Origin of the sequence: Noviherbaspirillum sp. UKPF54, from assembly GCF_007874125.1 — a bacterium.
In the GTDB taxonomy this organism is placed as follows: domain Bacteria; phylum Pseudomonadota; class Gammaproteobacteria; order Burkholderiales; family Burkholderiaceae_D; genus Noviherbaspirillum.
The window spans coordinates 4,037,329-4,063,997 of the sequence record NZ_CP040128.1; the positions used below are offsets into that span (position 1 = coordinate 4,037,329).

The 26,669-nt window shown below is 63.9% G+C and carries 18 protein-coding genes; 11 read left to right on the forward strand and 7 right to left on the reverse strand.

The window, feature by feature from the left end:
• Positions 1 to 3,105 (forward strand): efflux RND transporter permease subunit, encoded by a 3,105-nt coding sequence (locus tag FAY22_RS18675; protein ID WP_146331990.1) that lies wholly within the window; start codon positions 1 to 3, stop codon positions 3,103 to 3,105.
• A 67-nt stretch (positions 3,106 to 3,172) separates the two neighbouring features.
• Positions 3,173 to 3,619 (forward strand): hypothetical protein, encoded by a 447-nt coding sequence (locus tag FAY22_RS18680; RefSeq protein ID WP_146331992.1) that lies wholly within the window; start codon positions 3,173 to 3,175, stop codon positions 3,617 to 3,619.
• A 77-nt stretch (positions 3,620 to 3,696) separates the two neighbouring features.
• Here the strand turns inward: FAY22_RS18680 and FAY22_RS18685 are convergent, their stop codons facing one another.
• Both FAY22_RS18685 and FAY22_RS18690 read right to left on the reverse strand, forming a co-directional pair.
• The gene (locus FAY22_RS18685; protein ID WP_146331994.1) at positions 3,697 to 4,083 is read right to left on the reverse strand and encodes a four-helix bundle copper-binding protein; all 387 of its coding nucleotides are present in this window, start codon (positions 4,081 to 4,083) and stop codon (positions 3,697 to 3,699) included.
• Between the two features lie 78 nt (positions 4,084 to 4,161).
• The gene (locus tag FAY22_RS18690; protein WP_210411853.1) at positions 4,162 to 6,420 is read right to left on the reverse strand and encodes a bifunctional diguanylate cyclase/phosphodiesterase; all 2,259 of its coding nucleotides are present in this window, start codon (positions 6,418 to 6,420) and stop codon (positions 4,162 to 4,164) included.
• 498 nt (positions 6,421 to 6,918) lie between these two features.
• Here FAY22_RS18690 and FAY22_RS18695 point away from each other — a divergent pair, with 498 nt between their 5' ends.
• A complete protein-coding gene (locus FAY22_RS18695; RefSeq protein WP_146331996.1) occupies positions 6,919 to 7,995 on the forward strand; it encodes an ABC transporter substrate-binding protein in 1,077 nt (358 codons plus the stop codon).
• A gap of 70 nt (positions 7,996 to 8,065) precedes the next feature.
• Here FAY22_RS18695 and FAY22_RS18700 read toward each other — a convergent pair whose 3' ends face one another.
• Positions 8,066 to 8,524, reverse strand: a complete 459-nt coding sequence (locus FAY22_RS18700; RefSeq protein ID WP_146331998.1) for an Lrp/AsnC ligand binding domain-containing protein — start codon at positions 8,522 to 8,524, stop codon at positions 8,066 to 8,068.
• A 142-nt stretch (positions 8,525 to 8,666) separates the two neighbouring features.
• Between FAY22_RS18700 and putA the strand changes: the two genes are divergently transcribed.
• Entirely contained in the window at positions 8,667 to 12,347 is a 3,681-nt protein-coding gene (gene putA, locus FAY22_RS18705) for a trifunctional transcriptional regulator/proline dehydrogenase/L-glutamate gamma-semialdehyde dehydrogenase (RefSeq protein ID WP_146332000.1), read from the forward strand.
• Positions 12,348 to 12,392: 45 nt separating this feature from the next.
• Here the strand turns inward: putA and FAY22_RS18710 are convergent, their stop codons facing one another.
• On the reverse strand, positions 12,393 to 15,257 hold the full coding sequence (locus FAY22_RS18710; RefSeq protein ID WP_168204882.1) for an EAL domain-containing protein: 2,865 nt from the start codon (positions 15,255 to 15,257) through the stop codon (positions 12,393 to 12,395).
• A 274-nt stretch (positions 15,258 to 15,531) separates the two neighbouring features.
• The gene (locus FAY22_RS18715) at positions 15,532 to 16,221 is read right to left on the reverse strand and encodes a helix-turn-helix transcriptional regulator (RefSeq protein ID WP_146332004.1); all 690 of its coding nucleotides are present in this window, start codon (positions 16,219 to 16,221) and stop codon (positions 15,532 to 15,534) included.
• A gap of 80 nt (positions 16,222 to 16,301) precedes the next feature.
• On the opposite strand from FAY22_RS18715, the gene FAY22_RS18720 reads away from it, so the two are divergent.
• From FAY22_RS18720 to FAY22_RS18730, 3 genes are all read left to right on the forward strand, one after another.
• The gene (locus tag FAY22_RS18720) at positions 16,302 to 16,640 is read left to right on the forward strand and encodes an NIPSNAP family protein (protein ID WP_146332006.1); all 339 of its coding nucleotides are present in this window, start codon (positions 16,302 to 16,304) and stop codon (positions 16,638 to 16,640) included.
• A gap of 4 nt (positions 16,641 to 16,644) precedes the next feature.
• Positions 16,645 to 16,992, forward strand: coding sequence for an antibiotic biosynthesis monooxygenase (locus FAY22_RS18725; RefSeq protein WP_146332008.1), 348 nt, complete (start codon positions 16,645 to 16,647; stop codon positions 16,990 to 16,992).
• 66 nt (positions 16,993 to 17,058) lie between these two features.
• Positions 17,059 to 19,083: an AsmA family protein gene (locus FAY22_RS18730; RefSeq protein WP_146332009.1), complete on the forward strand. Its 2,025-nt coding sequence runs from the start codon at positions 17,059 to 17,061 to the stop codon at positions 19,081 to 19,083.
• A gap of 1 nt (position 19,084) precedes the next feature.
• Here the strand turns inward: FAY22_RS18730 and FAY22_RS18735 are convergent, their stop codons facing one another.
• Together FAY22_RS18735 and FAY22_RS18740 are read right to left on the reverse strand one after the other, a co-directional pair.
• On the reverse strand, positions 19,085 to 19,861 hold the full coding sequence (locus FAY22_RS18735; RefSeq protein ID WP_146332012.1) for a 5'-methylthioadenosine/adenosylhomocysteine nucleosidase: 777 nt from the start codon (positions 19,859 to 19,861) through the stop codon (positions 19,085 to 19,087).
• Between the two features lie 382 nt (positions 19,862 to 20,243).
• Complete coding sequence (locus FAY22_RS18740; protein ID WP_146333531.1) at positions 20,244 to 21,122, reverse strand: LysR family transcriptional regulator; 879 nt, start codon at positions 21,120 to 21,122, stop codon at positions 20,244 to 20,246.
• Positions 21,123 to 21,231: 109 nt separating this feature from the next.
• Here FAY22_RS18740 and FAY22_RS18745 point away from each other — a divergent pair, with 109 nt between their 5' ends.
• The 4 genes from FAY22_RS18745 to FAY22_RS18760 all read left to right on the forward strand — a co-directional run bounded on the left by FAY22_RS18745 (position 21,232) and on the right by FAY22_RS18760 (position 26,437).
• Positions 21,232 to 22,740 carry a CoA-acylating methylmalonate-semialdehyde dehydrogenase gene (locus FAY22_RS18745; protein WP_146332014.1) on the forward strand — a complete coding sequence of 503 codons (1,509 nt, stop codon included), beginning with the start codon at positions 21,232 to 21,234 and terminating at the stop codon, positions 22,738 to 22,740.
• 347 nt (positions 22,741 to 23,087) lie between these two features.
• Complete coding sequence (locus FAY22_RS18750) at positions 23,088 to 24,140, forward strand: nitronate monooxygenase family protein (RefSeq protein WP_146332016.1); 1,053 nt, start codon at positions 23,088 to 23,090, stop codon at positions 24,138 to 24,140.
• A gap of 30 nt (positions 24,141 to 24,170) precedes the next feature.
• On the forward strand, positions 24,171 to 25,799 hold the full coding sequence (locus FAY22_RS18755) for a GMC family oxidoreductase (protein ID WP_146332018.1): 1,629 nt from the start codon (positions 24,171 to 24,173) through the stop codon (positions 25,797 to 25,799).
• A gap of 104 nt (positions 25,800 to 25,903) precedes the next feature.
• Entirely contained in the window at positions 25,904 to 26,437 is a 534-nt protein-coding gene (locus tag FAY22_RS18760; protein ID WP_146332020.1) for an Rrf2 family transcriptional regulator, read from the forward strand.
• Positions 26,438 to 26,669 lie beyond the last annotated feature (232 nt).

A 26,669-nucleotide genomic window follows, 5' to 3' on the forward strand; every position in this document is an offset into this window, starting at 1 on the left:
ATGTTCAATTTCATCATTCAAACCAGCCTGCGCCAGCGCCTGATCGTGCTGGGCGTGGCGCTCTTGCTGATGGTGTACGGCGTGCTGACCTTGAAGCAGATGCCGGTCGACGTCTTTCCCGACCTGAACAAGCCGACCGTCACGCTGATGACCGAGGCGGGCGGGCTGGCGCCGGAAGAAGTCGAGCAGCTCGTCACCTTCCCGCTCGAGACGGCGATGAACGGCATGCCGGGCGTGACGCGCGTGCGCTCGGTGTCGGGCGTGGGCCTGTCGGTGGTGTACGTCGAATTCGACTGGAGCACCGACATCTACCGCAACCGCCAGCAGGTGGCGGAACGCCTGGCGCTGGTCAAGGAGCAGATGCCGGCCGGCGTGACGCCGCAGATGGGGCCGGTCAGCTCCATCATGGGCGAGATCATGCTGATCGGCTTGCCGATCGATGCCGAGCACGCCACGCCGATGCAGGTACGCGAATACGCTGACTGGGTGGTGCGTCCGCGCCTGCTGACCATCCCGGGCGTGGCGCAAGTCATTCCGATCGGCGGCGAGGTGCGGCAATACCGCGTCATGCCCGACACCGCGCAGATGCGCGACCTTGGCGTCGCCCTGGACGACGTGCAAAACGCGCTGAAGAATTTCGGCGCCAACAGCGGTGGCGGCTTCGCGGAAATCAGCTCGAAGGAATTCCTCATCAGGAACATCACACGCACCAACGAAATCGCGCACCTGCAGAACCTGGTGGTGGGCAACCGCAACGGCCAGCCGGTGTACCTGAAGCAGGTAGCGCAAGTCGGCTACGGCGCCGGACAGAAGCGCGGCGACGGCAGCATCAGCGGCAAGCCGGCGGTGATCCTGTCGGTGCAAAAGCAGCCGACGGCCGATACCGTACAGCTCACGCGCGGGATCGAGTCGGCACTGGCTTCGCTGTCGAAGAACCTGCCGGCAGGCGTGCGGACGCCCGAGATCCTGTTCAAACAGGCCGACTTCATCGAGAGCTCGATCGCCAACGTGGAAGAAGCGCTGCGCGACGGCGCAGTGATGGTGGCGGTGATCCTGTTCCTGTTCCTGGTCAACTTCCGTACCACCTTCATTTCGCTCACCGCCATTCCGCTGGCCATGCTGGTGAGCGTGCTGGTGTTCAAGGCGTTCGGGCTGTCGATCAACACGATGACGCTGGGCGGCATCGCGATCGCGATCGGCGAGCTGGTCGACGATGCCGTGGTCGACGTGGAAAACGTGCTGCGGCGGCTGCGCATGAATGCGCAGCAGGCCTCGCCGCGACCGGTGCTGGAAGTGATCGCGGCGGCGTCGAAGGAGGTGCGTTCCGGCATCGTCTACGCCACGCTGATCGTGGTGCTGGTGTTCGTGCCGCTGTTTGCGCTGCCCGGCATCGAGGGGCGCCTCTTCGCGCCGCTGGGCGTGGCCTACATCGTGTCCATCCTCGCATCCATGCTGGTGTCGATGACGGTCACGCCGGTGCTGTGCCACTTCCTGCTGCCGAAGATGAAGCAGCTCGAGCATGGCGACGGCAGACTGGTAGCCAAGCTCAAGGCATGGGACACCAAGCTGCTCGGCTGGTCGTTCGACCATGCCAGGCCGTTGTTGCTGGCCGCCGCCGGCGCGGTGGTAGTGGCGGCGGCGACGGTGCCGTTCTTTGCGCGCTCGTTTTTGCCGGCGTTTAACGAAGGCACGCTCACCATCAACGTGCTGCTCAATCCGGGCACCAGCCTGTCGGAGTCCAACCGCATCGGCACGCTGGCTGAGCAGCTGATCATGCAGGTGCCGGAAGTCGTCAAGGTGGGCCGGCGTACCGGCCGCGCCGAGCTCGACGAGCATGCGGAAGGCGTGCACTACAGCGAGCTGGACGTCGACCTGAAACGCTCGGGGCGCAATCGCGAACAGATCATGCACGACATCCGCGACCGCCTGGCACTCTTGCCGGCGTCGACCTCCATCGGCCAGCCGATCTCGCACCGGCTCGACCACCTGCTGTCCGGCGTGCGCGCGCAGATCGCGCTGAAGGTCTACGGCGACGATCTCGACACGCTGCGCGGCGTCGCGGCCGACCTGAAGGGGCGGCTGCAGCGCATCCCGGGGCTGACCGACCTGCAGATCGAAAAGCAGGTGCTGATCCCGCAACTGCAGGTGCGCGTCGACTACGACAAGGCAGCCGCCTACGGAGTCAATCCCGCCATGCTGTCGAGCGCGCTGGAGCGACTGGTTGGCGGCGACAAGGTCGCGCAAGTGGTCGAAGGCAGCCGGAGATTCGACGTGGTGCTGCGCATGGCCGACGGGCAGCGCCTGCAGCAGGGGCTGGCAGACCAGCTGATCGAGTCGCCCAATGGCCGCATCCCGCTGTCGCAGGTCGCGGACGTGGTCGAGGCCGACGGCCCGAACCAGATCGCGCGCGACAACAGCCGGCGCCGCATCGTGATTTCGGCCAACACCGACGGCTCGGACATGGCGGCCATCATCGCGCAAGTGCGCGCCGAACTGGCGGCCAGGCCGCTGCCGGAAGGCTACTTCACCAGCCTGGAAGGCCAGTTCCAGGCGCAGGAGCAAGCCACGCGCACCATCGGCCTGCTGGCGGTCATTTCTCTGGTGACGATCTTCCTGGTGCTGTTTAGCCGTTACAAGTCGTCGGCGCTGGCGCTGATGATCATGGCCAATATTCCGCTAGCCCTGGTCGGCAGCGTGATCGCCTTGAAGCTGGCCGGCCTGTCGTTGTCGGTGGCCAGCCTGATCGGCTTCATCACCCTGGCCGGCATCAGCACGCGCAACGGCATCCTCAAGATCAGCCACTACATCAACCTGGCGCTGCACGAGGGCGAGCAGTTCGGCCGCGCGCTGATCGTGCGCGGCTCGCTGGAACGCCTGACGCCGGTGCTGATGACGGCGCTGGTGGCGGCCTTCGCGCTGGTTCCGCTGATCGCCGCCGGCGACGAACCGGGCAAGGAAATCCTGCACCCGGTGGCGGTCGTGATCTTCGGCGGCCTGATCAGCTCCACCCTGCTGGACACGGTGATCACGCCGGTGATGTTCTGGCTGTGGGGAGAAAAGCCGCTGCAAAGGCTGGCGGCGTACAAGTCGGAAGACAGCTATTGATTTTTCAGCTTGCCGGTCCGCGCGCGGCACGGCGGCAAGCGCATTTTTCAACTGAAAGGAGCATCAAATGAAATTCCTGAAAATCGCAATCATGGCCCTGGGTATCGGCGTAGCAGGCTTCGCGGCGGCGCATTCCGACGAATACCTCGACACCACCAAGGCGCCCAATGGCGGGCAGCTGAGAATGGCCGGTGCCTACCACTATGAACTCGTGATCCGGCCGGCCGGCAAGGACAATGCGAACGAGGTGCTGGTCTACGTGACCGACCACGGCGGCAAGGAGATCAGCGTCGCCGGCGCGACCGGCACGGCGACCATCCTGTCGAACGGGAAAGCCAGCGTGCAGCTCAAGCCGGAAGGAAAGAACCTGATGAAAGGCGCGGGCAATTTCGCGGCAAGTCCGGACCTGAAGGCCGTTGTGTCCATCGGGCTGGCCGGGCACCAGCCGCAACAGGCGCGGTTCACCCCCTTCGCCACCAAGGTGGCGGAAAGCGGCCACATGCACCACCAGTGACCACCAGGCGCGTGTTTGAAATCCGGGCCGGCGCGGCCCGGATTGTTCTTGCAACGGGCGGGAAGTAATTACACGCCCTACGCATGCCCGGCCGGCAGCGCGCCGGCACCTTTGGCGGCGCCCGCGGTTTTCGCGCCGGACGCCATGCGCCGGCACTCGTCGGCGCAGCGGCGGCATGCCTGGGCACAGCGCTGGCAATGCTCCATCGGATGCTGCGCACACTCCTCGCCGCAGGCATCGCACAGCTCGGCGCAGGCATTGCAGATCATGCCGGCGAATTCGCTGCCACGCGCCATATACGATGCCGCAAGGCGGCAAAGCTGCGCGCAATCCATGTCCAGCTGGATGCAGCGCGCCATTGCCTTGACGTCCTGTTCATTCAGGCAAGCTGCTGCGCACTCGTCACAGGCATCCGCGCAGGCATTGCATGCGTCGATACACGATTGAAACTGTTCATGTGCCATGATGTTCTCCTCACAATCAGTTGAAGGTCGCCGACCGCGCGCGGCCGGACCGGACATCAAGCAAGCGGCATTCCATCGTCACGCGAAATCTTCCTGCGCCACCAGCATTTCGCCAAAGCGCTCGGCCGGCATCGGTTCGCTGTAGTAATAGCCCTGCACCTTGTCGCAGCGGCGCTCGCGCAGGAAGGCGAGCTGGTCGGCCGTCTCCACTCCTTCCGCGATCACTTCCAGCCGCAGCGTGTGCGCCATGTGGATGATGGCCTCGATGATGGCGGCGTCGTCCGGGTCGGTGGTGATGTCACGCACGAAGCTCTGGTCGATCTTGATGGTGTCGATCGGCAGGCGCTTGAGGTAGGACAGGCTGGAGTAGCCGGTGCCGAAATCGTCGATCGACAGCCGCACGCCCATTTCCTTCAACGTGGTGAGCCAGGCGATCGCCTTTTCCTCGCCGTGGATGGCGACGCTTTCGGTGACTTCGAATTCGAGGCAGTCGTGCGGCAGGTCGAGCTCGCCCAGCGTGCTGGTCACCTCGTCGAGGAAGCCTTCCTGGTGCAGCTGCACGGCCGACAGGTTGATCGCGATCGGGATCATGCCGATGCCGGCCATCTGCCATTCGCGGTTCTGGCGGCAGGTCTCGCGCAGCACCCAGCTGCCGATCTGGCGGATGATGCCGCTCTGCTCGGCCACGGCGATGAACTGGCCGGGCGACAGCAGGCCGAGCACCGGGTGCCGCCAGCGCACCAGCGCTTCGGCGCCGATGATCTGGCCGCTCGACAGATCGACCTTGGGCTGGTAATACACGACGAATTCATTGTGCTCGACGGCGCGCCGCAGGCCGCCTTCGAGCTGCACGCGGCGCGCCACGGCCTCGGTCATGGCCTGGGTGAAGAACTGGAAGTTGTTGCGGCCCGACGCCTTGGCGTGATACATCGCCAGGTCCGCGTGCTTGGTCAGCGTCTCGGCGTCGCGCCCGTTTTCCGGATAGATCGCGATGCCGATCGAGCCGCCGACGTGGACTTCCTGCGTGCCGACGCGGTCGATGGCGGCCAGCGCATCGAGCAGCTTGCGCGCGACCTCGGCGGGCGCGAAGTCGTCGCTGATGTCGGGCATCATGATGATGAATTCGTCGCCGCCCTGGCGGCATACCGTGTCGCTGCCGCGCGTGGCTTGGACGAAGCAGCGCGCGATCTTCTTGAGCAGCTGGTCGCCAGCTTCATGGCCGAGCGAATCGTTGACATGCTTGAAGTGGTCGATGTCGATGAACAGCAGCGCCAGCCTCTTGTGCTCGCGCGCGGCCAGCGCCAGCGCGTGGTCGAGCCGGTCGTTCAGCAGCGCGCGGTTGGGCAGGCCGGTCAGCACGTCGTGGTTGGCGAGATAGGTCATCTGGTTGGCCGCCTGGCGCGCCGCGCTCACGTCATGGAACACCAGCACCGCACCGAGCACACTGCCGTCGTGGTCGAGCAGCGGCGCGGCCGAGCTTTCGACCGCGTATTCGCCGCCGTTGCGGCCCAGCAGCAGCGTGTCGCCGGATACCTTGCACACTTCGCGGTGCGCCAGCGCCAGCCCGACCTGGCAGGGCGCCTGTTGGCGGCTCTTCTCGTTGACAATGGAAAATACCATACCGATCGGGCGGCCGGCGGCTTCCTCGCTGCTCCACCCCGTCATGCGCTGCGCAACCGGATTGAGGTAGGTGACGCGGCGCTCGGTGTCGGTGGCGATCACGCCGTCGCCGATCGACTTCAGGGTCACTTGCGCGCGCTCCTTTTCAGCCTGCAGGTCGCGTTCGATCCGCCTTCTCGACTCGATTTCGTCCTGCAGCCGGTGGTTGGCTTCCAGCAGTTCGCGCGTGCGCGCATCGACGCGCTGCTCCAGCGTGGCGTTGAGCGCGGCCAGCCTGGCTTCGGCGCTCCTGCGCTCGGCCACCTGGTGTTCCAGTTCGCGAATGGCTTCCTGCAGCTGCGCCGCGCTGGGCAGCTTGAGCGCCTTGGGGATCAGCGGCCACATGAGGGCGGCGGTGACCACCGAGATGGCTGCCGTGGCCAGGCGCAGGCTCGCGTCGAGCCAGTAGTCCGGGTGCCAGATGGTCCAGATCGATAGCAGATGGGTCGTGCCGCAAAAGAAGATGAACATCGAAAACAGCTTGAACACCCAGTTGAACTCGATGTCGGCGCGCTTGCGCACGAAGTAGGTGAGGGCGGCGGGAATCGAATAGTACGCCAGGCCGATGCCGCCGTCGCCCAGGATATAGGTCCACAGCAGGGATGGCGTCCACAGAAAGCAGTGGCCGTGCGGCATGAAGCCTTCGCCGCCGAGCCATTGATGAAGCGTGTCGAACATGATCGTGTCCTCCGGCTGTGTCGCTGCGCCACGCCTCCATGCGTGGAATGACAGCGGACCGGCCGGCAGGTAACGACTGGCGGACCAGGACTGCGGCCGGTGGCGAGGTCGCCGCGCTCAAACCCGTGTGTTTTTCGACCGGTCAATAACAGCGAGGTTCAGGAGAGAAAATCCCGCCTTTGCCACGAGGAAGACAGCCATGCCACCCTCTGCCGCCTGCCGCAAAAAGTATCTACAAGGCAGCATATAAATCTGAATGGAAATTGTTTCTGTGCCAAACAGAAATAGATCTTTGCCTGCGAGCCCGCGATGCAAAAGATTGGCTCAGTAAGTCATCAACTGACGCTACAAGACGGCAAGTGCTGCGTATAAATTATCAATTCGCCAGGCATGACGCGCCGCATCGTCCGGTTGCGGCTGACGGTCGTGCTTACCAGTCCAGGCAGCGGCCCTGTTTTCGGACGGCGCCGCCTGCCGGAATTCCCCCACGAGAGAAACATGAAGCGATTGATCACACTTTTCCCATTGGTGCTTCTGCTGGGCACGTTGCCGGCGCGCGCGCTGGAGGCGCTGCCGACGGCCTGGATGGACCCGCCGCACACATTCCGCATCGAAGTACTGCAAGTCACCGACATTGAGCCCTATCAGCAATCGCTCGACGGCTTTTTGGCCACGCTGCAGGAAAACGACATCGAACAGGGAAAGAATCTGGAGATACACCGGGTCAAGATCGATTTCGACATCGAAAAGGGCGGATTCTGGGACAAGGTCGGCGTGCTGTTCCGCGTGCGCCAGGAAGCGCGGCGCATCGCCGACAGCAAACCGGACCTGGTGCTGACCATCGGCACCCCGGCCACCAAGTACGCGCGCGCGATCCTGGAGGATGCGCATATTCCCGTCGTGTTTACGGCCGTGGCCAATCCGCTGGATGCGGATTGCCCGTCGCTGTCCGACGGCGGCCCGGGCGTGACCGGATCGACGCTGTACATGGACATGGCGCAGTCGCTCAAGATCGTGCGCGAGGTTTTCCCGTCGATCCAGCGCATCGGCATGGTTCACACCGACGACGAGAATGGCGTGGCGCACGTCGCCGCAGCCAGGGCGACAGCCGGCGAATGGAAGTTCGCGGTGGCGTCGCGTCAGGTGAACAAGCGCGACAGCATCATCCCTTCGCTCAAGGAGCTGTATGACCAGGGCAAGGGGGTGCAGATGTTCGCCGTGCCGCTCGATACCTATTACGGCTTGCGCCGCTACGAGCCGACCATCGACCTGAGCGATTTCAGCGCGGAACTCGGGATTCCGGTCATCTCGCTGGCCATGGTGCGGGTGCCGGGCGCGGTGCTGTACGTCGGCGCGGACTTCCGCTCGGTGGGCAGCCTGGCCGGCACGCAAGCCGCCAAGATCCTCAAGCGCCGCACCAAGCCGGACATCCTGCCGGTGCTGCGCCAGGCCAAGCCGACCGTGCTGCTCGATCCGGCGCGCGCCCATGCGCTCGATATCCTGCTGCCGTCGTCCGTCGTCGACAGGAAGCTTCCGGCCAAGGACGGCTTCTGGCAAGTCCGGGTCGGCGACTGAGACATGTAGAGGGGACAAAAAAACCGGCGCGCAGCCGGTTTTTTTCACTTGCCGGTGCCGGCGGGGCGTCCTACCGGATCGGCAGCTTGGTCGTGTTCTTGACCTCTTCCATCACCGCATAGGTGTGCGTTTCGCGCACGCCCTTCAACTGCAACAGCGACTTGCCGAGGAATTCGCGGTAGGCGTTCATGTCCTTCACGCGCGCCTTGACCAGGTAATCGAAGCCGCCGGCGACCATGTGGCATTCTTGCACTTCGGGGATCACTTGCACGCTGCGCTTGAATGCCTCGAACACTTCCGGCGTGGTGCGGTCCAGCACCACCTCGATGAACACCAGCAGCGACACGTCCAGCAATTGCGGATTGAGCTGCGCGGCATAGCCGAGGATGTAGCCGGCTTCCTGCAGCTTGCGCACCCGTTCCAGACAGGCCGCGGGCGACAGGTTCACGCGCGACGCCAGCTCGACATTGCTGATGCGGCCATCGTTCTGCAATTCGGAGAGGATTTTCTTGCTGATCTTGTCCAGCATGGCGTTTTGACCAAAAATTTTGTTCGGAAAGATTCTCCCACAAAATACAAAATTTCGATACGCGCTTTTATTACCGGAATTAATCCTTAGGAATCGTCACTACAATCAAATCATCATTTTTCTGTGATTTGAACGGATTCCTATGTTGATTGCTTCCCGTGAAGTTACCGCTTCCAACGTTCCATTTGCCGCTTTGCACAATGAAGTGCTGCAAAATGCCTCGCCCCTGCGCGCCGCGATCACGGCCGCGTACCGGCGCGACGAGCGCGAAGCCGTGCAATGGCTGCTGGCGCAGGCGCAGGACAATGACATCGCGCACAGCCGCATCCAGGCGCTGGCGTCCGACCTGGTGCAGACCGTGCGCGAAAAGCGCACCCGCGCGTCCGGCGTGGACGCCCTGATGCACGAATTCTCGCTGTCGTCGGAAGAAGGCGTGGCCTTGATGTGCCTGGCCGAGGCGCTGCTGCGCATTCCCGACCACCAGACCGCGGACCGCCTGATCGCCGACAAGATCAGCAAGGGCGACTGGAAACGCCACCTGGGCGAATCGCCTTCGCTGTTCGTCAACGCCGCCACCTGGGGCCTGCTCATCACCGGCAAGCTGGTGTCCACCAACAGCGAACAGGGCCTGGGCTCCGCGCTCACCAAGCTGATCGCCAAGGGCGGCGAGCCGCTCATCCGCAAGGGCGTGGACCTGGCCATGCGCATGCTGGGCAACCAGTTCGTGACCGGCCAGACGATTGACGAGGCGCTGTCCAACAGCCGCGACAACGAGGCGCGCGGCTACCGTTATTCGTATGACATGCTGGGCGAGGCGGCGCTCACGGAAGAAGACGCGGCGAAATACTATCGCTCGTACGAAGAGGCGATCCACGCGATCGGCCGCGCCTCCAACGGCCGCGGCATCAAGAACGGCCCCGGCATCTCGGTGAAACTGTCCGCGCTGCACCCGCGCTATTCGCGCGCACAGCGCCAGCGCACGATGGAGGAATTGCTGGCGAGCCTGAAGAAGCTGCTGCTGCTGGCCAAGCAATACAACATCGGCCTGAACATCGACGCCGAAGAGGCCGACCGCCTGGAGCTGTCGCTCGACCTGATGGAAGCGCTCGCGTTCGACCCGGACCTGGCCGGCTTCGACGGCATCGGCTTCGTGGTGCAGGCTTATCAAAAACGTTGTCCTTTCGTGATCGATTACCTGGTCGATCTCGCGCGCCGCAGCAAGCGCAAGTTCATGGTGCGCCTGGTCAAGGGCGCCTACTGGGACGCCGAAATCAAGCGCGCCCAGGTCGACGGCATGCCGGGCTATCCGGTCTACACGCGCAAGGTCTACACCGACGTGTCGTATCTGGTGTGCGCACAGCGGTTGCTGGCCGCGGCCGACGTGATCTATCCGCAGTTCGCCACCCACAACGCGCACTCGCTGTCGTCGATTTACGTGTGGGCGCAGGAAAAGGGCGTCAAGGATTACGAATTCCAGTGCCTGCACGGCATGGGCGAAACCCTGTACGACCAGGTGGTGGGCGAGGAAAACCTGGGCAAGCCGTGCCGTATCTACGCGCCGGTCGGCTCGCACGAAACCCTGCTGGCGTACCTGGTGCGCCGCCTGCTGGAAAACGGCGCGAACTCGTCCTTTGTCAACCAGATCGTCGATGAAAACGTCGCCATCGAAACCCTGATCGCCGACCCGCTCGAAGCCGCCAAAAAGCTCGGCGGCGAGCCGCACCAGAACATCGCGCTGCCGGTCAAGCTGTTCGGCGGCGAACGCGACAATTCCGCCGGCGTCGACCTGAGCAACGAAAACACGCTGCGCGACATCGACGCGGTATTCCAGCGCTTCTCCGCCCATCAGTGGCAGGCCGCGCCCCTGCTGGCCGACGGTACCGCCAGCGGCGCCGCGCAAGCGGTGCTTAATCCAGCCGACCGGCGCGACGTCGTCGGCCAGGTCATCGAAGCCGGCGCCGACGACGTCGAGCGCGCATTGGCCGCCGCCGCGCATTACGCCGCCGACTGGCAGGCCACGCCGCCGTCGCAGCGTGCCGCAGCGCTGGCGCGCGCGGCCGACCTGTTCGAGCAGAACCAGTTCGAATTGCTGGCGCTGACGATCCGCGAAGCGGGCAAGTCGCTGCCGAACGCGATTGCCGAAGTGCGCGAAGCGGTCGACTTCCTGCGCTATTACGCCGCGCAGGTGGCCAACGAGCCGAATGCCGCCGCGCTCGGCCCGGTCGTGTGCATCAGCCCGTGGAACTTCCCGCTGGCGATCTTCACTGGCGAGGTGAGCGCGGCGCTGGCCGCCGGCAACGTGGTGCTGGCCAAGCCCGCCGAGCAGACGCCGCTGATCGCGCACCGCGCGGTGGAAATGCTGCATGAAGCGGGCGTGCCGCGCGGCGCATTGCAATTGCTGCCGGGACGCGGCGAAGTGGTCGGCGCCCGGCTCACCGCCGACTCCCGCGTGCGCGGCGTGATCTTCACCGGCTCGACCGAAGTGGCGCAACTGATCAACCGCACGCTGGCCGCGCGCGCGCTGCAAGAAAAGCACGAGATCCCGCTGATCGCCGAAACCGGCGGCCAGAACGCGATGATCGTCGATTCCAGCGCCTTGCCGGAACAGGTGGTGCAGGACGTGCTGGCCTCCGCCTTCGACAGCGCCGGCCAGCGCTGCTCGGCGCTGCGCGTGCTGTGCCTGCAGGCCGACATCGCCGACAAGACCATCAAGATGCTCAAGGGCGCGATGCAGGAACTCGTCATCGGCAATCCGGACCGCCTGGCGACCGACGTCGGCCCGGTGATCGACGCCGAAGCGCAGCAGAACCTGCTGCGCCATATCGAGCGGATGAAAGCGCGCGCCGTCGACTTCCATCAGCTGCCGCTGCCGGCCGGTTGCGAAAACGGCACCTTCGTGGCGCCGACGGTGATCGAGATCGCCTCGCTGTCGGAGCTGCAGCGCGAAGTGTTCGGCCCGGTGCTGCACGTACTGCGCTACAAGCGTGACCAGCTGCCGCAGCTGATCGACGCGATCAACGCCACCGGCTACGGCTTGACGCTGGGCGTCCACTCGCGCATCGACGAGACGATCGACTTCATCACGTCGCGCGCGCACGTCGGCAACATCTACGTCAACCGCAACATCATCGGCGCGGTGGTCGGCGTGCAGCCGTTCGGCGGCGAAGGCAAGTCCGGCACCGGCCCCAAGGCCGGCGGCCCGCTCTACCTCAAGCGCCTGCAGCGCGGCGCGGCGGTGGCGCGTGCGGCGCACACCATCCATACGCCGCAGAACGCCACTCACACCATCCTCGACAGCCTGGTGTGGTGGGCCGGCCTGCACGGCCATGCGCGCATCGTCACGCTGGCCGAAGCTTACCTGCACGAGTCCCTGCTCGACACCATGCTGGTGCTGCCGGGGCCGACCGGCGAGCGCAACACCTTGACGTTCGCACCGCGCGGCACCGTGCTGTGCTCTGCTTCGAGCGTGGATGCCCTGCTGAACCAGCTGGCGGCCGTTCTCGCGACCGGCAACAAGGCGCTGGTGTCGGCGGAGTCGGCGGGCCTGCTGCCGGCAGGCCTGCCGGATGCGGTGCGCAACGCCGTCGCCACGCTCTCTGGCAACGATGTCGCGCAGGCTTCGCTGCAGATGGCGCTGGTGGACGCGGCCCGCGCGCCGCAGCTGCTGCCGCAACTGGCCGCGCGCGAAGGCGCGCTGGTGCCGGTGGTGGAAACGGCGGACATCGCCCCGATTCCGCTGTGGCGCCTGGTGGCTGAACGCGCGCTGTGCGTCAACACCACGGCTGCCGGCGGCAATGCCAGCCTGATGACGCTGCAGGCGTAATAAGCGCGGCTCAGCCCGCTTCCGGCATGACCGGGAGCGGGCGCCTCAGTTCAGCATGGATGGCGGCGCGCTCCGGAGCAGCGCCTCGAACTCCTCGGGCGGCACCGGCCTGGAAAACAGGTAGCCCTGCGCATAGTCGCAGCCGACGGCCTGGAGGATGCGGAACTGCTCTTCCGTTTCCACTCCCTCGGCGATCACCTTGATGCCGAGCTTGTGCGCCATCACGATCATCGCTTCGTAGAGCGCCACGTTTTCCGATTCCGGCGTCAGGTCGAGGATGAAGGAGCGGTCGATTTTCAGGTAGTCGATATCGAGCTTGCTGAGATAGGACATCGACGAGTAGCCGGTGCCGAAATCGTCGAGCGCCACGCCCGCGCCAGCTTCGCGGAAACGCAGGATCTGGTTGGTGATGGCGGCGCTGGTATCGAGCAGCAAGCCTTCCGTGATTTCCACCGAGATGGCGTTGGCCGGCACTCCCAAGTCGTGCAAATGCTTGAACCAGCCGAGATGGTCGATGCCGCTGTTGCGGTACTGCACCGGCGAGGTGTTCAGGCTCACCACCAGCTGCGGGTAGCGCGCGCGCCAGCGCGACAGCTGCCACACCACTTCGCGGAATACCCAGTCGCCGATCTCGACGATGAGACCGGTTTCTTCGGCAATCGGAATGAACTCGGCCGGGCTGACCAGGCCCCGGGCCGGGTGCTGCCAGCGGATCAGCGCCTCGGCCTTGCTGATGGCACCGGTGGACAGGTCCACGATCGGCTGATACTGCACGCGGAACTGCCGTTCCGCCAGCGCCAGGCGCAAGTCGCTGATGAGGCGGCGCCGCGCCTGCGCCTCCTGCTGCATGCACGGCGTGAAGTAGTGAAAGCGGTTGCGCCCCAGGTTCTTGGCGGCGTACATCGCCTGGTCGGCATTCTTGAGCAAGTCCTCGATTTCGGTCGCGTCGTCCGGATAGAACGTGATGCCGAGGCTGGCCGACACGTAGGCGACCTCGTCGCCGAGAACAAATGGCTCGGCCATGTTCCTGAGCACGTCCTGCACGATGCGCTCGACGTTGTTCGGCTGGTTCAGCTCGCCCAGGATGATCGTGAATTCATCGCCGCCCAGCCGCGCCACCGTGTCGGACTCGCGCACGCAACCCGAGAGGCGCTGCGCGGCCTGCTGCAGCAGCTTGTCGCCGACGGCGTGGCCCAGGGTGTCGTTGACTTCCTTGAAGCGGTCCAGGTCGAGGAAGATCAGCGCCATCGGCAGCGACGCGCGGTGCGACTTGCGGATTTCCTGCTCCAGGCGGTCGCGGAACATGAGGCGGTTCGGCAAGCCGGTCAGGGAATCGAAGTTAGCCTGGTGCCATACCAGGTCGTCGGTCTTTTTCTTGTACGTGATGTCGGAAAACAGCGCGATACGGCGAAACACCGTGTCGTTCGGGTTGTAGACGGTGCTGATGGTCAGCCATTCCGCATACACGTCGCCGTTCTTGCGGCGGTTCCAGATTTCGCCTTGCCAGTGCCCGGTGCTGGCGATCGCGTGCCACATCGCGTCGTAGAATGCGCGGTCCTGGCGTCCCGAGCGCAGGATGCTGATGCGCTGGCCGACGACTTCGTCCCGTTCGTAGCCGGTGATCCGGGTAAAGGCGGGATTGATGTCGATGACGATGCCCTCGGCATCGGTGATGGTCATCGCCTCGGCGCTGTTCTGGTACACCAGGGTCGCCATGCGCGCGCTCGCCTCGGCCTGCTTGCGCTCCGTGATGTCGTGCATGATGCCGATTGTCGCCGGCCTGTCGTCGAGCTGCATGACGGAGCCGAACACCTCGACGTCGAAGATGTCGCCATCTTTCCTGCGCGCGCGCCGCTCGTAGCGCACGCCCTGGGTATCGCCGCGCAGGCGCTTCTGCATGTTCGATTCCACCAGGTTGCGATCGCCCTCCGGCACCAGGTCGTAGACGCCGACCGTTTCCAGCATCTCGTCGCGCTCGTAGCCGAACATGCCGGCCATCTTCGCATTGACGAAGCGGAAGCACCCGTCCTGCAAGACGTAGACGCCCACCACCGAGTTTTCCGCCAGCCCGCGAAACATCGATTCCGCCTGCGACAGGCTCTGGTGCTCCAGCTCGAGCTTGCCGACGAGCGCGCCGATGCGCTGCGCGGCGTAGTTGAAGGCGTCGGCGAGCTGGCCCATTTCATCGTCGGCCCGGTAGCCGATGCGCACGTGGTAGTTGCCTTCGGCCAGTTCGCGGCTGCGCCGCGCAAGCTTGCGCAAGGGATAGACGATCCGCATGCGGATCAGCATGAATACGCCCACCAGCCCCGCCGCGTCCACCAGCAGAAGCAAATACATCGTGTTGAGCGCCTGTTCCTGCCGCTGCTGCGCATCCAGCGTCAGCGATTGCAGCAGCCGTTCGGCTCCGGCCAGCATGCGCGCGGACCCTTCGGTGATCTCGGCGAGCTGAACCGCGCTGGCGTTGCCGGTGGCGGCTCCGGCCAGCAGCGACTCGATGTAAGCGCGGTAGCCGCTCCAGTCGCGCCGGATCGCGCCCAGTTCCGTGTGCTGCTGCGCCGTGAGCGGCTTGATGGAATGGCCGAACACTTGCTTGCCCTGCGCCAGGGTTTCGAGCGCCGCCTCGTAGTCGACGATATCGCTTTCGGCAATGCCCTTGCCGGCGCTCCAGCCGTGCAGCGCATTGCTGGCGTTGAGCGCGATTTTCTGGCTCAGGAAGCGCAGCTTTCCCGCGATGTTGACCGTGGCAGCCACGCCGTTGAATTCCGCCAGCAAGGTGTGCACGACGATGACGTTGGCCACGCCCAGCAGCAGGAGCACCAGGAAAATTCCCCCGATTTTCTGGCTGAGCGCGGCGCGGGGACGGGCAATGGGCTCTTCTGGGCCGGTATCGGCAGGCAGATGTGGCACTAACTGTTCCATCGTCGTTCTTTTCATTAAACAGGAGGGCTCGTCGTTCTTGTCCGAAACCGGTTACCGGAATACGCATTTCGGGCAAGGGCATCCACACATCTAGTTATCTAGTTACCCATAGAAAATATAATTACTATTCTCGCATTGTTGACGTGTGTCAATATTACCAATAGGGAATTGCTCTGGACCGAGCGCCCCCCTACCTAGCCACGGTAAAGCTGCATTGCGGTGAAAATGGGAAACCTGGATAGGAGTGCGAGCCCCGACGGCGCTAGCGGGATTGCTCGCCGAGCAGTTCTTGCAATGCCAGTTGGCCGGCGCGCGTCAAGGTGACGACGCGTGAATCGGCGGCACGGCGGGCCCAGCCTTGCTCGATACAGCGGGTAAAGAGTGCCGCACCCAGGCTGCCCGCAAGGTGATGGCGCCGTTCGCTCCAATCCAGGCAGGTGCGGCAAAACAGACGCCGCTTCGATGCGAGGGCATCGGTGTCGATGCCGATTTGCGCAAACCAGCGACGCCCGGTTTCGGTGACTGCCAAGCCGTCGCTGCCCAGCACAAGGGCCTGCATTTTCAGCAAGTGCGCATAGATGCGCACCCCGAGCTCGCCGGCCAGATGGTCATAACAGACCCTGGCCTGGCGCAACGCCGGCTCGCGCGGGCTGGAACGCAGTCTTACCGCGCCGGTGAGGTAGGCCACCCCCATCAGCGATTCCAGCAGGTGCGCGACCTCTTCATCGGCGAGGCGGTAATAGCGATGCCGCCCCTGCGCCTCCACCGCAAGCAGCCCCGCGTCCAGCAGCTTGGCGAGATGGCCGCTCATGGTCTGCTTCGTCACCGCGGCCGCATCCGCCAGTTCGGTCGCCGTGAGCGCGCGCCCGCTCATGAGCGCGGTGAGCGCCTCGGCGCGCGCGTGGTCGCCGATCAGCGCGGCAATGCGGACGATATTGGGGCCGTCTTTCATGGTTCGATGTTAGCCGAACCATGCATGGCTCTCAAGGCGCTATCGTGGGTGCACTGCCACCACCGACAACGAGGAGCATCATGGCGATTACCTGCTTTATCCGATACGAAATCGATCCCTTTCAACGCGATGCGTTCAAGGAATATGCGCAATGCTGGGGCCGCATCATTCCACGTTGCGGCGGCCACCTGATCGGCTATTTCCTGCCCCATGAAGGAACGAATAACGTGGCCTGGGGCCTGATTGCGTTCGACAGCCTGGCCGCATACGAGCAATATCGCGCACGCTTGAAAGCCGATCCGCAAGGGCGCGCCAATTTCGAAATGGCGCAAGCGAAAAAATTCATTTTGCGCGAGGAGCGCACGTTTACCGAAATCGTCGATGAAACGTTCCAGACCGCCGCCTCCGGCAAGGAGTAGGAAAATGATCGCCGTGATTTTTGAAGCGCTGCCGCATGCCGACCAAAAGCAGGCTTATCTCGACGCGGCCGCGGCGCTGCGCCCGTACCTGGAACAGATCGACGGCTTCATTTCGATCGAACGCTTCGAGAGCCTTGCGCAACCCGGCAAGCTGCTGTCTCTGTCATATTGGCGCGACGAGCAAGCGGTACGGCAATGGCGCAACCTCGAAGTGCACCGCGCCGTCCAGGCCAAGGGACGGGAAAGCATTTTTGCGGACTACCGCTTGCGCGTGGCGCAAGTGATCCGCGATTACGGATTGGCCGAGCGCGCCCAGGCGCCGGACGATTCGCGCCGAGCCCACGCGGCATGAAACCGGCGGCCGGCGCGGGGGGCACCCGCACCTTGAACTCCTGCATGTTTGACAAGTCTGATAGACATGTCTCGCGCGGCGAAAATACTGATCTGGAGTGGGGGCGGGCTACTCGCGATTCTCGTCATTGCCGTAGCCGTGTTGTTGAATTTCAACTGGAACAGCGTCAAGCCGTGGATCAACTCGCGTGTCAGCGAAGCGACCGGACGCGCGTTCGACATCCGCGGCGACTTGTCGCTGACCTGGCATGCGCCGCCGGGTTCGCAAGGCGGCTGGCGCGACTGGATTCCGTGGCCGCGCCTGAATGCCCGGGATGTCGTCTTCGGCAACCCGGACTGGGCCGCCGAACCGACGATGGCCCAGGCGCGCCAGGTGACGTTCTCGGTCAGCCCGCTGCCGCTGCTGCGGCACCGCATCGTCATTCCCTCGCTGGCGTTGGACGAGCCGCGCCTGTTCCTGCAGCGCGACAAGGATGGCCGCAACAACTGGACCTTCCATTCGTCCGGCAAGCCGTCGGCCTGGGAGCTCGACCTGCAGCGCCTGATCCTGAGCAAGGGGGCGGTGCATCTGGTCGACGCGATCAAGCACGCCGACATCAAGGCCCAGATCGACACCCTCGGCAAGGAGGGCGGCGACTACCAGATCGGCTGGAAGCTCGACGGCACCTTCAACGGTGAAGCGGTGTCCGGCAACGGCAGGGCGGGCTCGGTGCTGTCGCTGCGCGACCAGCAGGCGAAATACCCGATCGATGCGACGGTTCATGTCGGAAAAACCACGATCGATGCCACGGGCACGCTGACCGAGCCGACCAGGCTGGGCGCGCTCGACCTGCGCCTGAAGCTGGCGAGCGTCTCCATGGCACAGCTGTACCCGCTCATCCATGTCGTGCTGCCCGAGACGCCGCCATTCTCGACCGAGGGCCACCTGTATGGCGCGCTCAACGAACTCGGCGGCGACTGGAACTATGAAAAATTTTCCGGCAAGGTCGGCAGCAGCGACTTGTCCGGCAGCCTGCACTTCAAGGCGCGCAAGCCGCGCCCGCTGCTGGAAGGCACCGTCGAATCGAACTACCTGAACTTCAGGGATCTGTCGCCCATCGTCGGCGCCGACTCGGAAAAGAGCAAGGCGCAGCGCAATGCGAAAGTCGACCAGCCCAAGGACAAGGTCTTGCCGGTGGAAACCTTCAAGACCGACCGCCTGGACAGCATCGACGCCGACGTGCAATTCACCGGGCGCAAGATCGTGCGCGAGAAGGAGTTGCCGATCGATCACCTCGTCACCCGCATCCAGTTGCAGGACGGCGAACTGACGCTGGCGCCGCTGAAGTTCGGCATTGCCGGCGGCAACCTGGTGTCGAACCTGAAAATCCACGGCAAGAGCAAGCCGATGAAAGCGCAATTGCGGCTGACGGCGCGCCACCTGAAGCTGAAACAGTTGTTCCCGACGATCAAAGAGATGCAGGCGAGCCTGGGCGAAATCAATGGCGAAGCGGCGCTCAGCGCAACCGGCAATTCGGTGGCCACGCTGTTGGCGTCGTCCGACGGCGAACTGCGGGCCGTCATCAATCAAGGCACCATCAGCAAGCTGCTGCTGGAAGAAATGGGCTTGAACATCAGCACCATCATCGCCACCAAGCTGTTCGGCGACAAGCAGGTGCAGCTCAATTGCGCCGTCAACGACTTCACGATCGAGAATGGCGTGATGCAATCGCGCGCCTTCGTGGTCGACACCAAGGATGCGACGATCTACGTCAATGGCCGCATCAATCTGGCGAAAGAACAGCTGGCGCTGGAGATCCGCCCCGACAGCAAGGGCATGCGCCTGATCTCGCTGCGCTCGCCGCTGTATGTGAACGGTTCGTTCAAGAAGCCGGACGTCGGCGTCGACAAGGGCGTGTTGGCGGCCAAGGCCGGCGGCGCGGTCGCGCTGGGCGTGCTGGCGCCGGTGGCGGCGGCATTGATCCCGCTGATCAATGTCGGCCCCGGCGAAAAAAGCGAGTGCGGCACGCTGCTGGCGCAAGCCGGCGAAAAACCTGCCGCGCCGCCGCCGGTCGCGGGCAAGGGCGAGGGCGAACGCAGCAGCGGCCGGTGACTCAGTGCGGCGCGCTATCCTCGCACAGGCGCTTGACGATGCCGAACGCATAGCGCGCCGCGACCCGGTCGATGAATTGCATGAAATCGACCGGCGCATCTTCGTTGGCCGCGTCCGACACGGTGCGTACCACCGCGAACGGCACGCCGAATTCGAAACAGACTTGCGCCACCGCCGCGCCTTCCATTTCCACCGCCAGAAGCGGCGGCAGCGCCTGCTTCAGGCCGGCCAGCTTGTTGCGGCAGTCGATGAATTCGTCGCCGCTGGCAATCAGGCCGCGGTGCACGCGCGGCTGGTGCAGCCGGAAGGCCTCGATGTCCGGCACGGCGACCAGCTCCCGCAAATCCCTGTCCATGAAATCGGATGCGGCCTTGGCCAGCCGGTTGGTCAGGTGGATGTCGGAAGCAAAATGCGACTGGCCGGTCAGCGGCACTTCGAAACGCGGAAACAGCGGAGTGGCATCCATGTCGTGCTGCACCAGCGCATCGGCCACCACGATATCGCCCACGCGCACGTCTGCATCGGCGGAACCGGCCACGCCGGTAAACACGATATGGGTGACACCGAAGCGCTCGATCAGCGTGGCGACCGTGGCCGCGGCGGCGACTTTGCCCACGCGGGACAGCACGCACACGCAATCCACGCCCCACAACTTGCCCGTGATGTACTCGCGCATGGCGCGCGTGACGGGTTGCCGGTCTTGCATGAGGTCGATCAGGCCATGTTGTTCATGTTGCAAGGCGCTGATCACGCCAAGGCGAAAGGGAGGGGAAATCATTGGAATCGGTCTTTATCTTCGGTGTTTCAACGTGCTGCATTAAGGCAATAGCGTAGCGTAGAGCCGTGCTGGGGTTTGCGCAACTGCGCTGGGTGAAGGGAATGCGGTTTTAATTTAAAAGTCTTTATATACGAATAGTAGTAATGGTTAACACCGGCCATCGCCTGTGGATAACCCGGTAAACCGCCGGAAAATCAGAAGTTTACGGCTTGCATAAAACTTTTGATAAAACCTGTATGGCGCAAGGATAGTTTTGGGACAAAAATCCGGGTGTGGAAAGGTATCTTGGTTATCCCCAATGCTTCAAGCGGAAATTCAAGGACTTATCCACAGGCGTAAAAGCAACAACCAAGCAAGAAATCGTCAAAATATTAAATCTTTGCTATTCATTTCCCCATAACGCTTGTAGCAATGCAAAGACGGTAGCGATCGTGGGCTCGTTCCTGCGCTTGGCCAAGGCGATGAACGACAGGTCGGTCGACAGGCTGACCTTGTCGGCGATCACCAGGCCGTGCGCATGCGCTTCGCGCAAGGCGATCGACTCGCGCATCAACGACAGCCCCACGCCCGACTTCACCAGATCCAGCATCGACGGTTCCTGGTCGACCAGGGCCACCTTGTTGGGCGTGACCTTGTAATGCCCGAAGGTCTTGGTGAGCAGGCGGTGGTGGGCCGATTCGGGCGGCGTCCACAGCCACGGCAGCTTCGCCAGCGCCGGCCAGTCGCGGCCGGCGACGCGGGTTTTCCAGCCTTGCGGCGCGACCACGTTGTAGGTAAACGACGTCAGCCGCAGCGCGTGGAATTCCTTGCCCGGGGTGCCGAGGAAATAGCCGACATCGAGCGTGCCGGCCTTGACCTGTTGCAGCACCCAGCCCGACATCCCGTGCTGCAGCTGGGTCGACAGCTGCGGATAGCTTTCCACCAGCCGTTTCAGGAAGGGCCCGAGACGGATGAATTCCGGGTCGAGGATGGTGCCGATCGACAGCCGCCCCGACAGCGTCGAATGCAGGGCAGCCGCGCCCTGGCGGAACTCGGCCACGCTGTCCATGACGCGCTCGGCGAACGGCAAGAGCTTGGCGCCGTCGTCGGTCAGAGCCATGCCGGATGGCGTGCGGGTGAATAGCTGCAGGTTCAGCGCATTTTGCAGCGACTTGATCTGCAGGCTGACCGCCGGCTGGGTCAGGTGCAGCCGCTCGGCGGCGCGCGTCAGATTGCCTTCGCGGGCGACGGTGACGAAGGCGCGCAATTGGGTCAGGTCCATGCCAGTCATTATAAAACCGGCTTATAACATTCTTGATAAGAACTCATTGGATTTGCGATTACGGCAGGGATATGCTGTGGAAAATTGGAAATCTTTAAAAGGAATTCTTATGACGCAGCAGATCCAGCATTACATCAACGGCCAAGTGGTCGCCTCCACTTCCGGCCGTGCGCAAGACGTGTTCAATCCCGCCACCGGCGAAGTCGGCGCGCGCGTGGCGCTGGCCAGCGTCGCGGAAGTCGAGGCGACCGTTGCCGCGGCGCGCGATGCCGCGCCCGCCTGGGCCGAGACCGCGCCCTTGAAGCGCGCGCGCATCCTGTTCAAGTTCAAGGAATTGATTGAAAAACACCAGGACGACCTGGCCGCTGCGATCACGCGCGAGCATGGCAAGGTGTTTTCCGATGCCAAGGGCGAAGTCACGCGCGGGCTGGAAGTGGTCGAATTCGCTTGCGGCGTGCCGCAGTTGCTGAAGACGCAATTCACCGACAACATCGGTGGCGGCATCGACAATTGGCAGCTGCGCCAGCCGCTGGGCGTGACCGCCGGCATCACGCCGTTCAACTTCCCGTTCATGGTGCCGATGTGGATGGCGCCGATGGCGCTTGCCACGGGCAACACCTTTATTTTGAAACCATCCGAGCGCGATCCGTCGCCGTCATTGATGATTGCCGACCTGCTCAACGAGGCCGGCTTGCCGGACGGCGTGTTCAACGTGGTGCAGGGCGACAAGGTCGCCGTCGACGCGCTGCTGCACCATCCGGATGTCAAGGCGGTGTCCTTCGTCGGCTCGACCCCGATTGCCGAGTACATCTATACCGAAGGCGTGCGCCGCCAGGGCGCCTATCCACTGCGCGTGCAGGCGCTGGGCGGCGCCAAGAACCATCTGGTGGTGATGCCGGACGCGAACCTGGAGCAGGCGGTCGATGCCTTGATTGGCGCGGCCTACGGATCGGCCGGCGAACGCTGCATGGCCATTTCGGTGGCCGTTGCGGTGGGCAGCGTGGCCGACCGCCTGATCGAGGCGCTGATCCCGCGCGTCAACGCGTTGAAAGTGAAAAACGGCATGGACGCCGATGCCGAAATGGGCCCGGTGGTCACCGCCCAGCACAAGGCCAAGATCGAGGCGTATATCGCCGGCGGCGTGCAGGCCGGCGCCAAGCTGCTGGTCGACGGGCGCGGCCTGAAAGTGGCAGGCCACGAAAACGGCTTTTTCCTGGGCGGCTCGCTGTTCGATCATGTGACGCCGGACATGACGATTTATAAAGAAGAGATTTTCGGGCCGGTGCTGTGCGTGGTGCGGGTGCCCGATTTCGCGGCCGCGGTCGAGCTGATCAATGCCCATGAATTCGGCAACGGCGTGTCGCTGTTTACTTCCGACGGCAATACGGCGCGCGAGTTTTCCCGCCGCATCGAAGTCGGCATGGTCGGCATCAACGTGCCGATTCCCGTGCCGATGGCTTGGCATTCGTTCGGCGGCTGGAAGCGGTCGCTGTTCGGCGACCTGCATGCATACGGCGAAGAGGGCGTGCGCTTCTACACACGCTACAAGTCAGTGATGCAGCGCTGGCCGCAAACGATCGGCAAGGGAGCGGAATTCACGATGCCGGTGGCGAAGTGAGGCCGGTGTTCAAGCGCTGTCCTTCCCGCTTGAGCGGGAAGCCGCTGGTGTTTCAATACTTCTGTGGATAACTCTTTGGATAGCCGCTGGATGCGTTGGGAACAACCGTCGAGTTATTCGGCCGCGGATTTTTTGTCCACGATCTGTCCTTTGTCCATACAGTGCTTGTGCAAGCACTTGTACGGCGCCTAAATGGCTGATTTATTTCCGGTTTACGCTGTTATCCACAGAAATCGGCAGGCGTTAACCACTACTACTATTCGTATATATCAAATACAAGATAAAAAACGTCCTTTTCCTACCGAAATCGGGGAAATGCCAATCAGACAAGAAATCGAGAGGACAGCATGGAGCTGATGGATTTTTGCCGTTATCCGATCATCCAGGCGCCGATGGCAGGCGGAGCGACGACGGCGCAGCTGGTGGCGGCCGTGTCCAATGGCGGCGGCATCGGTGCGCTGGCCGCCCCCTTGCTGTCGCCGCAGGCATTGGCCGAGCAAGTCGACAAGGTCCGTGCTCTGACCACGCATGCATTCATCGTCAACCTGTTCGTGCAGCCGGCGCCGCAACCCGCCGCCGGTGAAGTCGACCGCGCGCGCGAGCTGCTGCGCCCGGTATGGGAGCCGCTCGGCTGGAACGAACTGCCGCTGCCGACGAAATGGTGCGAGGATTTCCCGGCGCAATTCGAGGCATTGATTGCGGCAAAACCGGCGATCGCCAGTTTCACGTTCGGCATCTTGAGCGCCGAGCAGGTGGAACGCCTGCACCGGGCCGGCATCTATGTGGTCGGCACCGCCACCAACGTGGCCGAGGCCAAGGCATGGGAAGCGGCCGGCGCGGATGCCGTCTGCGCGCAGGGCATCGAGGCCGGCGGCCATCGCGGCACCTTCATCGGCGCGCAAGAAGATGGCCTCGGCACATTCACGCTGGTGCCGCAGATGGCCGACGCGGTGCGCATCCCGGTGATCGCCGCCGGCGGCATCATGGATGGACGCGGCATCGCCGCCGCCCTGGCACTGGGGGCGCAGGCGGTCCAGATGGGAACGGCTTTTCTGGCCACCGACGAGTCGGGCATCCATCCGCTCTACAAGGAGCGCCTGCTGGAAGCGGCACATGCGCCGGCGCGCGCGGCCACGCGCCTGACCCGCGCGTTTTCCGGGCGCTATGCGCGCGGACTGGTCAACCGCTTCATGGATGCGATGCAGGACGTGGAGCGCCAGCTGCCCGCCTATCCGGTGCAGAACGCCTTGACCGGCGCGATCCGCTCGCAGGCGGCGAAACTGAATGAAACGGAACTGATGTCCTTGTGGGCCGGGCAGGGCGTGGCTATGGTGCGCGCCATGCCGGCCGCAAGGCTGCTGGAGACGCTGGTGGCCGAATGGCGCCAGGCATTGATTTGATAACGACAGGGACAACGGGGGAGCGTAGCCGTGGAATCCGCAGGTAAATATGATTACATCATCATCGGGGCTGGCTCGGCCGGTTGCGTGCTGGCCAACCGGCTGGCGCAGGACGCGGGCGTGTCGGTGCTGCTGTTGGAAGCCGGCCGCAAGGACGATTACCTGTGGATCCACATCCCGGTCGGCTACCTGTACTGCATCAACAACCCGCGCACCGACTGGCTGTACCGCACCGAGGCCGACGCCGGGCTGAACGGCCGGGCGCTGATTTACCCGCGCGGCAAGGTGATGGGCGGCTCGTCCTCGATCAACGGCATGATCTACATGCGCGGCCAGGCACGCGACTACGATGAGTGGGCGGCCCTGACCGGCGATGACAGCTGGCGCTGGGAAAACGTGCTGCCGGTGTTCAAGCAGAGCGAGGATTATCACAAGGGCGCCGACGCGCACCACGGCGCCGGCGGCGAATGGCGCGTCGAAAAGCAGCGCCTGTCGTGGGAAATCCTCGACGCCTTCCGCGAGGCGGCAGCCCAGGTCGGCATCCCGAAATGCGACGACTTCAACCGCGGCGACAACGAAGGCTGCGGCTATTTCGAAGTGAACCAGAAGAAGGGCTTGCGCTGGAATACCGCGCGCGCCTTCCTGAAGTCGGCCGAAGGCAGGAAAGGGCAGCTCGACATCATGACCGGCTGCCACGTCAAGCGCCTGCGCCTGGAGTCGGGCGCACAGGGCACCGTGTGCACGGGCGTCGAATTCACCGGCGGCGGCACGGAGTGGTTCGCGCAAGCCGCGCGCGAGACGATCTGCGCGGCTGGCGCGGTCGGCTCGCCGCAGATCCTGCAATTGTCGGGCATCGGGCCGGCGCCGCTGCTGCAGCGGCACGGGGTGCCGGTGGCGCTCGACTTGCCGGGCGTGGGCGAAAACCTGCAGGACCACCTGCAGCTGCGCATGGCATTCAAGATCCGCGGCGCGAAAACCCTCAACACGATGGCGAACAACTGGGTCGGCAAGATGAAGATCGGCATGCAGTACCTCGCGTCGCGCAGCGGTCCGATGTCGATGGCGCCGTCACAGCTGGGCGCCTTCACCCGCTCGGATTCCGCCCATATCACGCCCAACCTCGAGTACCACGTGCAGCCGCTGTCGCTGGATCGTTTCGGCGAGCCGCTGCACCCCTTCCCCGCGTTTACCGCCAGCGTGTGCAATTTGCGGCCGACGGCGCGCGGGCATATCCGCATCGCCTCGGCCGATCCTTTCGCCGCGCCGAAGATCACCGCCAATTACCTGAGCACGCCGGAAGACCGCAAGGTCGCCGCCGAGGCGCTGTCCTTGACGCGCAATATCGTGGCCGCGCCGGCGCTGAAAAAATACGCGCCCGAAGAGTTCAAGCCGGGCGCGCATTACCGCACCGACGAGGAGCTGGCGATCGCGGCGGGCGACATCGGCACCACCATCTTCCACCCGGTCGGCACCTGCAAGATGGGCCGCGCCGACGACGCGCTGGCAGTCGTCGACAGTCAGCTGCGCGTCAAGGGCGTGCAGGGATTGCGCGTGGTCGACGCCTCGGTGATGCCCACGATTACGTCGGGGAACACCAATTCGCCGACCATCATGATTGCGGAAAAGGCGGCGCAATGGATACGCGCGCAACGGCGCTGATCGCGCTCGGGCGGGGTTGGCGAAGGTTATGCATTTCCTGCATAACGTCATGTTGACAAAGCATTGGATTTGCTGCGCCGCGCTCGCGTAAGCTGCTTTCCACCATGATCGCCGCCCGCCCCGCCATGTACCAGAACGAAGAATTCATCCTCGGTAATGCATCGCTGCACCTGCAGCTGTCCACCGCGCTGGAAGTGATGACGCAGATTATCTGCAATGCGTCGCATCCGCCGAGTGCCGCCCAGCTGGCCGAATCGCTCGAATTATCGGTGCGCTATCTGCGCAAGCTGTTGCGCGCGCTGACGGCCGGCGGGCTGCTCAAGCCGCACGAGGCGCACCAGGATTGCTGGATCTGCACGCGCGCGCCGCATGCGATTTCGCTGGCCGACATCTATCACTGCCTCGATACCGTGCGCGAAGAGAGCGCCGCGCCGTTCGTCGCGCCGCCGCAAACCGACGCCGTCACCTCCAGCGCCGACCTGCTGATGATGCAGGCGACGGTATCGATCAACCAGATCGTGCTGCAGCACCTGCAGCGCTTCGATCTCGGCCGCCTGAAGGCGGCGGAATCGGCGATGCTGTTTACCGCCTCCCTGCGCGAGAAGGCGCGTGCATTGAGCGGCGCGATGGCTTCCTGAACCCACGCAATCCACAGGAGGCGGGGCAGGACCACTACGTAGAATCACGTAATCCGCGTACATTTCCTCCGTGCTAACATGCGTTCATTACCTGCAATCAATTAATAAATAAATACAAAATTGATGCAGGCCAAACAATCGGCAGAAGCATTGTTTGCCGTATTGTCACCCTCAAAGGCGTACTGTGTACTGTGCTGGGAGTGCATGACACTCTCGAATGCACCTCACGAAC

What these genes read in the sequence shown, in the direction of transcription:
- FAY22_RS18685 (WP_146331994.1), bottom strand. Translation starts at nt 4,083, where the DNA reads ATGGCACATGAACAGTTTCAATCGTGTATCGACGCATGCAATGCCTGC.
- FAY22_RS18735 (WP_146332012.1), bottom strand. Translation starts at nt 19,861, where the DNA reads ATGATTTCCCCTCCCTTTCGCCTTGGCGTGATCAGCGCCTTGCAACAT.
- putA (WP_146332000.1), top strand. Translation starts at nt 8,667, where the DNA reads ATGTTGATTGCTTCCCGTGAAGTTACCGCTTCCAACGTTCCATTTGCC.
- FAY22_RS18700 (WP_146331998.1), bottom strand. Translation starts at nt 8,524, where the DNA reads ATGCTGGACAAGATCAGCAAGAAAATCCTCTCCGAATTGCAGAACGAT.
- FAY22_RS18675 (WP_146331990.1), top strand. Translation starts at nt 1, where the DNA reads ATGTTCAATTTCATCATTCAAACCAGCCTGCGCCAGCGCCTGATCGTG.
- FAY22_RS18760 (WP_146332020.1), top strand. Translation starts at nt 25,904, where the DNA reads ATGATCGCCGCCCGCCCCGCCATGTACCAGAACGAAGAATTCATCCTC.
- FAY22_RS18725 (WP_146332008.1), top strand. Translation starts at nt 16,645, where the DNA reads ATGATCGCCGTGATTTTTGAAGCGCTGCCGCATGCCGACCAAAAGCAG.
- FAY22_RS18715 (WP_146332004.1), bottom strand. Translation starts at nt 16,221, where the DNA reads ATGAAAGACGGCCCCAATATCGTCCGCATTGCCGCGCTGATCGGCGAC.
- FAY22_RS18745 (WP_146332014.1), top strand. Translation starts at nt 21,232, where the DNA reads ATGACGCAGCAGATCCAGCATTACATCAACGGCCAAGTGGTCGCCTCC.
- FAY22_RS18680 (WP_146331992.1), top strand. Translation starts at nt 3,173, where the DNA reads ATGAAATTCCTGAAAATCGCAATCATGGCCCTGGGTATCGGCGTAGCA.
- FAY22_RS18695 (WP_146331996.1), top strand. Translation starts at nt 6,919, where the DNA reads ATGAAGCGATTGATCACACTTTTCCCATTGGTGCTTCTGCTGGGCACG.
- FAY22_RS18730 (WP_146332009.1), top strand. Translation starts at nt 17,059, where the DNA reads ATGTCTCGCGCGGCGAAAATACTGATCTGGAGTGGGGGCGGGCTACTC.
- FAY22_RS18720 (WP_146332006.1), top strand. Translation starts at nt 16,302, where the DNA reads ATGGCGATTACCTGCTTTATCCGATACGAAATCGATCCCTTTCAACGC.
- FAY22_RS18750 (WP_146332016.1), top strand. Translation starts at nt 23,088, where the DNA reads ATGGAGCTGATGGATTTTTGCCGTTATCCGATCATCCAGGCGCCGATG.
- FAY22_RS18740 (WP_146333531.1), bottom strand. Translation starts at nt 21,122, where the DNA reads ATGGACCTGACCCAATTGCGCGCCTTCGTCACCGTCGCCCGCGAAGGC.
- FAY22_RS18690 (WP_210411853.1), bottom strand. Translation starts at nt 6,420, where the DNA reads ATGTTCGACACGCTTCATCAATGGCTCGGCGGCGAAGGCTTCATGCCG.